Genomic DNA, 6,080 nt, shown 5'->3' on the forward strand with positions numbered 1-6,080 from the left:
CGTAGTGGATGCGGTAGGCGACCGCCCGGTCGGCCGCGACCCGGTCCGCCCACTCGGTGCCCCGGTGCGCGAACGCGACCCGGCAGGCCAGGACGTACCGTCCGTGCGGGGCGTTCGCCAGATGCGCAAGCGGTGCGGGCAGCTTGATACTCGCCTCACCGTCGGGGCTGATACGGATCGTCTCGTTGCCGTACCGCTTGCCGGATTCTCCGTCGGCCTGGCAGAACCAGCGCTCCGCCTCCCAGCGCCCGCGCCAGTCGGACTGCGTGAGCCGGGCCGCTGCCAGGTGATGGCGGGTGCGGGCCAGACGTTTGCCGCCCCGTACGACGTGCACAACTCCGGCGTCGCGGTCGGCCCGCGTGGCAGCCAGCCGGTCCTGAAGCACCCGCAGCCGCCGCGCCTTGGCGTGCCACTCCCGCCGCGACCGGTAACCCCCCGGCGTCTTCTTCGTCCCCTTCTGCCCGACCGGTAGCGACAACCGGCCGGCGATGGTGCGGACGCCTGCTTCCAGGCTCTGCATGTGCGCGAGCTGACAGCGCCGAGCCAGCGCCCACCGGTCATGCGACGCCTTGGTGATCGACCCGGCCCAGCGCGACGACGACAGCGGCGTCAACTCCCGCTTACGCACCGCCCACGCCTCAGCCGAGTGCTCCAGGCCGTCCCGGCAGCGCGCCCTGAGGTCCCTCGAAGCCAGCGACCCCAGATGCGCCCCCACCAGACGCAGCACCATCTCATCCCCGGGCGCCAGGTGTTTGAGGCGGGTCCGCACGGCCACACCACTGGGACCGGACGCGACGAACGACGCCTCGATCGGGCGCAGATCAGCCATGTTCGGCTGCCTGAAGCGCCTTATGGGCACGGTTCCTCGCCGACCCGCGCCCGTACAAGCGGGCACAGAAGGAGGTCAGTACCTCCACCATGTCCCGGACCAGATCGTCTTCGGCCTCTCGCTCATCCAGCACGGCGAGGCGGCGCCCAGATGCCTCCAAAGCTGCCTCGACCAGTTCTGTGTTCATCCGGCCAAGCCGGTCCCGGTGCTCCACCACGACCGTGGTCACCTTGGGATCGGCCAGCAGACGCCTGGCCTTGGAACGCGCCCCGTTCTTCCCCGAACCAGTCTCGGCCTCCACCCGGACGACACGATGGCCGGCCCCCGCCGCCCACGCGGACAGCCGGGCGACTTGGCGTTCCAGGTCGGCCTTCTGATCACGGGAAGAGACCCGGGCATACAGACCCACCCCGCCGACAACCTCAGGCGCCGCGTTGACCTCGACGTTCACCAGGATCATGCGCGGGCCGACCCGCTGCGCGGGTACCGGCAAGGTGCCCTCGCGAAACCAGCGATACGCGGTCTGCGGATGCACACCCTGCGCCCTCTCCCACTCCGTCAGCTTCACACCCTCACAACGACGCTCACCCAATCGACGTTACGCTCACGCAAACAACCCTGGAGACGAACAGTTAACTACCCTTCGCGCGGGGCCGGGGCCGCCGTCCCGTCGAGCAGCACGTCGCGCAGCGCGGTCACGAGTTCCAGGCTCCGCGCGCGGACCGCCGACGGCGTCTCCTCCCGGCGCCGTTCGGTGACGACCGCGAGAGCCGCCGCGGCTTGGCGGGCGAAGAGTGCGAGCAGGTCGAGTTCGGAGAGACTGGACCGGGACTGCGGGACGGGGTCGAGGACTTCGAGGACCCCGAGCACTCGGTCGCGGTGGGCGAGCGGCGCCGCCATCAGGGCGTCCGGAACGTACCCCGTCGACTTCGCGACGTCCCGTGCGAACATGCCCTGTTTCCTCAGGTCGTCCGCGATCATCGGCTCGCCCGAGACGAGCACCCAGCCCGCCAGCCCGCGACCGGCGGGGAACCGGGAACCCACGAGGGACTCGGCGCCCTCCCCGGCCACCGCCTGGAAGACCAGTTCGTCGGCGTCCTGATCGTGCAGCAGGACGGAACTGGCCGCCGCGCCGAAGATGGCCCGCGCGGTCTCGACGACGGACTGCAGCAGTTCGCGCTCGGCGCTGCCGGCCCGTGTCGCGGGGCCCGCCCCTGTGGCGGGGACGAGGCCGTGGGACTGGCTCATGATGCACCTCGGGTTCCTGGTTCGCCGATCCGGGTTTCTGGTTCGCCGACACGTACGTTCGCGGCGGAGAGGTAGAGGGCGTGCTTGATCTGGAACGGCGTCAGCTTCGGCCGGCTGCCGAGCAGCCGGGCGCACAGCCCGCTGATGAAGGGGGTGGCGAAGCTGTTCCCCGTGGTGCGGATGGTCCCGCCGCCCGTCCAGGCCACCTGCACGTTCTGGCCGGGTGCGAAGAACTCCACGGGGGGTGCGGGGTTGTAGAGGAAGAGCCCGGAGTCGTCCTCACGGTGTGTACCGACCGAGATGACCGACGAGAACCGCCAGGGGAAGCTCTCCACCGGGGTGTTGTGGGCCGAGGCCACCAGCGTGGTGCCGTTGAAGAACGCCTGGTCGGCCAGGGAGCGCAGCGTTTCGAGAAACTTGGGGCGGGTCGTGGACAGGCTGAGGTTGACCACGTCGAAGCCCTGGTCGACCGCCCAGCGCAGCCCGGTGAGCAGGGCGTCGCCACTTCCGGTGAAGCCCTCGCCCAGCACCCGCACGCTGTACAGGTCGCAGTCCGGCGCCACCCGCCGGACGATCCCCGCGCAGGCCGTTCCGTGGCCACAGGCGTCGCCGGTGCCGTCGGGCAGCGGACCGCTGTCGACGACCTTCAGCGTCCCGTCGGGGTCGGGCGCCACCTCGTAGGAGCCCTGGACCGGGCCGACGATGGGGTGACCGCACTCCACCCCGGTGTCGACCACGCACACGCGCACCCCGGCGCCGTCCGACCACGCCGAGGGGTCGGTGGGCAGGGCCGGCACAGTGTCGGCGAGCAGGGTGAGGTCCTCGGGAGTATGGTCGCGCAGGCTCCAGGTGAGCCCTCCTGCCGTCCCGGTGGTCATACGGTCCCGCCTTCCCGCCCGGCCGGGCCGCTCGTGCTCCGGGCCGCCGCCGCGCTGTCCTCGGCGAACGCGCCCGCGCGGTCCGCGCCGATCCTGTGCCCCTTGGCCGCGAAGTGCCGCTGCGCCGTGCGCGCCTCCCGCGACGCGTCACCGGGCAGGCCCAGCGTGCGCAGCGTGTGCGCCAGGTCGAGGGCCGCGGTGCCGCGGACGACCGGGGAGTCCGTGTCACCGGCCATCGCGGTCGCCCGGTCCGCGCAGGTGCGCGCGGCGGTCCGCTCCCCGGCGAGCGCGAGGGCGCGTGCCCGCAGCCCGTCCGCGTCGGCGGACTCCGCCGGGGGCAGGCCTGCCTCCTGGGGATCAGGCAGCGCCAGCGCCTCCCCCGGTTCCCCCGTCTCCAGCAGGATCCGGGCCCGCTCGCGGGCGATGCCGGGCAGCGCGCCGGTGGCGCCGAGTTCACGGCCGGCGCGGGCGGCCTCGGCCAGCAGGGCGAGCCTGCGGTCCGGTGTACCCGTCAGTGCCTCGACCTCGGCGGCGAACAGCGGGACGAACAGGGCGCTCTCGGCGTAGCCGAGGCCGGCCGCCAGCCGCGCCGCCTCGGCCAGCCGCTCGCGTGCCTCGCCGTGGCGGCCGGCCAGGGCCAGGAGCACGGCCAGCGGGCAGGCCAGGGTGGCCCGGACGGTCGGCCGGCCGGCGCCGTGCGCCGCCAGCAGTTCCTCGCAGCGCGCGACCGCGCGCGGGACCGGGGTCGGGCCGCGCCACAGGGAGATGCCGACCGCGCCGAGCGCCAGGGCCCGTTCGGGTTCGGCGTCGGCACGGTCGGCGTGATCCAGGGCCCGGCTCAGCAGGTCCTCGGCCTCGGCGTGGCGTCCGCGTCGCTGGCGGTCCTGGGCGATACGGACGCAGGCACGGGCGATGCCCTGGTCGTCGCCCGCCACCATGAACAGCGCGAGCGCGGCCTCGGCGACCTCGGCCGCGGATCCGTGCCGGGGGTCGAGGGCGGTGAGCGCGAGCCGGGCATGGGCGGCGGCCAGCCGGTCACCGGCCCGGTCCGCCGTGTCCAGCGCGCCCGCCAGCAGCTCCCGGCCGCGCGCCGGCTCGCCGCGGGCGACCTTCGTCTCGCCGAGGCGGCGGGCGGCCTCGACCGCGGCGGGCTCGCCCGGGGCCGCCAGGTCCAGGCCCTGGCTGAGGAGGTCGTCGGCCCACGGCAGATCGGAGCGTGCCAGGGCGGCGGTACCGGCCCGGGTGAGCAGAGCGGCGGCGCGAGCACGCAGTACGTCGGTGTCGTCGTCGCGCATCCCCAGTTCGGCGAGCAGACGGTGGGCGCGGGCCAGGTGGGTACCGACGGCCGCGTCCCCCGCCTCGTGCCGCACCAGCACCCCGGCGGCGCGCTCATGACGGCGGGCCCGCACCTTCTTGGCCATCCCGCGGTAGGCGGTCTCCTGCACCAGGGCACTGCCGAAGCGCAGCGTGGATCCGGCGGCCAGGGTACGGCCGCCGGACTCGATGAGCCGCCGCCGCAGGAGGCCGCGCAGCGGACCGGTGGCGGAGTCCGCGAGGTCCGCTGAGCCGTCGTGCTCGCCCGTGGTGGCCAGTGCGGTCAGGTCGGCGCGGCGGAACTCGCGTCCCAGGACGGCGGCCAGCTGGAGCAGGACCCGTTCCTCGGACGGCAACGCGTCGATGCGGGCGCCGAGCAGCGCGTGCACGGTGAGCGGCAGGTCGTCGCACTCGGTCGCCATGGCTGTCAGATGCTCCAGGTACAGCGGATTGCCCTCGGCGCGGTCCAGGGTTGCCGCCGGCACTCCGTCCCGGTGGGCCGCCACCTCGACCAGCTCACCGGCGAGAGCGGCGGCCTCCTCCCGGGTGAGCGGCGTGAGCATGAGCGACGTGGAACGCATCCGGCCGCTGCCCCAGCCCGGATGGGTCTCCAGCAGCTCGGGGCGAGCAGCGCACACCAGGGCGACCGGGGAACGGTCCAGCTCGTCCAGCAGCCGGCCGGCGAGGTCGAGCAGCGGCGCGGACGCCCAGTGGCAGTCGTCCAGCACGAGCACCACGGGCCGCTCACGGGAGAGCCCGTCCAGCAGACAGGCCAGCGCCATGAGGGTGTCGTCCGCCGAGGGGCTGGGCGTACCGTCCGCGAGCAGACCGGTCCTCAGCAGACGCAGCGCCTGTTCCGCCTCGGTCCGTTCGTGGGCCGGCAGCCCTGCCAGCGCCGCGTCCTCGCCGAGGGCCGCGAGGACCTGACGTACCGCGTCGGCGAGCGGCGAAAGGGTGCCGGTCTCGCCGTACGGACGGCACCGGCCCTCGCCGTACGCCGGGCAGTTCCTCAGCCACTCCCGCAGCAGGCGCGTCTTGCCGAGACCCGCCTCGCCGTAGACGGTCACCAGGCAGGAACGGGGGTCCGCCGTCAGTCTGCGCAGGAGCAGGCGGAGTTCGGCCAGTTCCGGCTCACGGCCGATGAAGGGGGTGTCGAAGCGGCGTACCCGTTCCGGGTCGTCCTCGTGCAGTGCGACCAGGCGATGGGCGGGGACGGGGGTGTCGACGCCCTTGAGGGAGAGAGGTCCGGCGGATTCGGTGACCGCCGAGGCGCCGACGGCGCGCAGGGTGGCGGGGCCGATGAGGATCTCGCCCGCGCCGGCGTGCTGTTCGAGCCGGGCGCCGATGTTGACGACCTCGCCGGAGACCAGGGCCTGCCGGGCGGCGGGGTCGACGTTCACCACGACCTCGCCGGTGTTCACGCCGATGCGGACGGCGAGCCTCACCCCGTGCTCCCGCTCCAGCTCGGCGTTGAGTCCGTCCAGGCCGGTGATCATCCCGCGGGCGGCGGCCAGCGCCCGGCGGGCGTCGTCCTCGTGGCGCGCGGGAATCCCGAACACCGCCATCACGGCGTCGCCGATGAACTTCTCCACCGTGCCGCCGTGTTCCTCGATCCGGGCCCGCATCAGCGCGAAGTACCGGAGCGTCACGGTGCGCAGCGTCTCCGGGTCGAGCCGCCCGGACAGGGCCGTGGACCCGACGAGATCGCAGAAGACGACGGTCACCACCCGGCGCTCCTCGACGGCGTCGGAGTCGGCCGCCGTCACACAGGCGGCCCCACACCGGGGGCAGAAGGCCGCGCCGTCCGGGGG

4 protein-coding genes and 1 pseudogene are annotated in these 6,080 nt (G+C 73.9%); all 5 read right to left on the minus strand.

The window, feature by feature from the left end; translation table 11 throughout:
• A pseudogene (locus BZL64_RS22185) lies at positions 1-829 on the minus strand (IS200/IS605 family accessory protein TnpB-related protein); the annotation flags it as partial.
• Complete coding sequence (locus tag BZL64_RS22190) at positions 822-1,397, minus strand: IS607 family transposase (RefSeq protein WP_086770952.1); 576 nt, start codon at positions 1,395-1,397, stop codon at positions 822-824. The pseudogene BZL64_RS22185 and the gene BZL64_RS22190, both read right to left, overlap by 8 nt.
• A 68-nt stretch (positions 1,398-1,465) precedes the next feature.
• Positions 1,466-2,077 carry a GAF domain-containing protein gene (locus BZL64_RS22195; RefSeq protein WP_208639492.1) on the minus strand — a complete coding sequence of 204 codons (612 nt, stop codon included), beginning with the start codon at positions 2,075-2,077 and terminating at the stop codon, positions 1,466-1,468.
• Positions 2,074-2,955: a S8 family peptidase gene (locus BZL64_RS22200; protein ID WP_086770953.1), complete on the minus strand. Its 882-nt coding sequence runs from the start codon at positions 2,953-2,955 to the stop codon at positions 2,074-2,076. Before BZL64_RS22200 ends, BZL64_RS22195 begins: the two co-directional genes overlap by 4 nt.
• Positions 2,952-6,080: adenylate/guanylate cyclase domain-containing protein (locus BZL64_RS22205; protein ID WP_086770955.1), on the minus strand; the 3,129-nt coding region annotated here is incomplete at its 5' end. The genes BZL64_RS22200 and BZL64_RS22205, both read right to left, overlap by 4 nt.

This window comes from Streptomyces bobili (genome assembly GCF_002154575.1).
GTDB classification, from domain to species: Bacteria; Actinomycetota; Actinomycetes; order Streptomycetales; family Streptomycetaceae; genus Streptomyces; species Streptomyces bobili.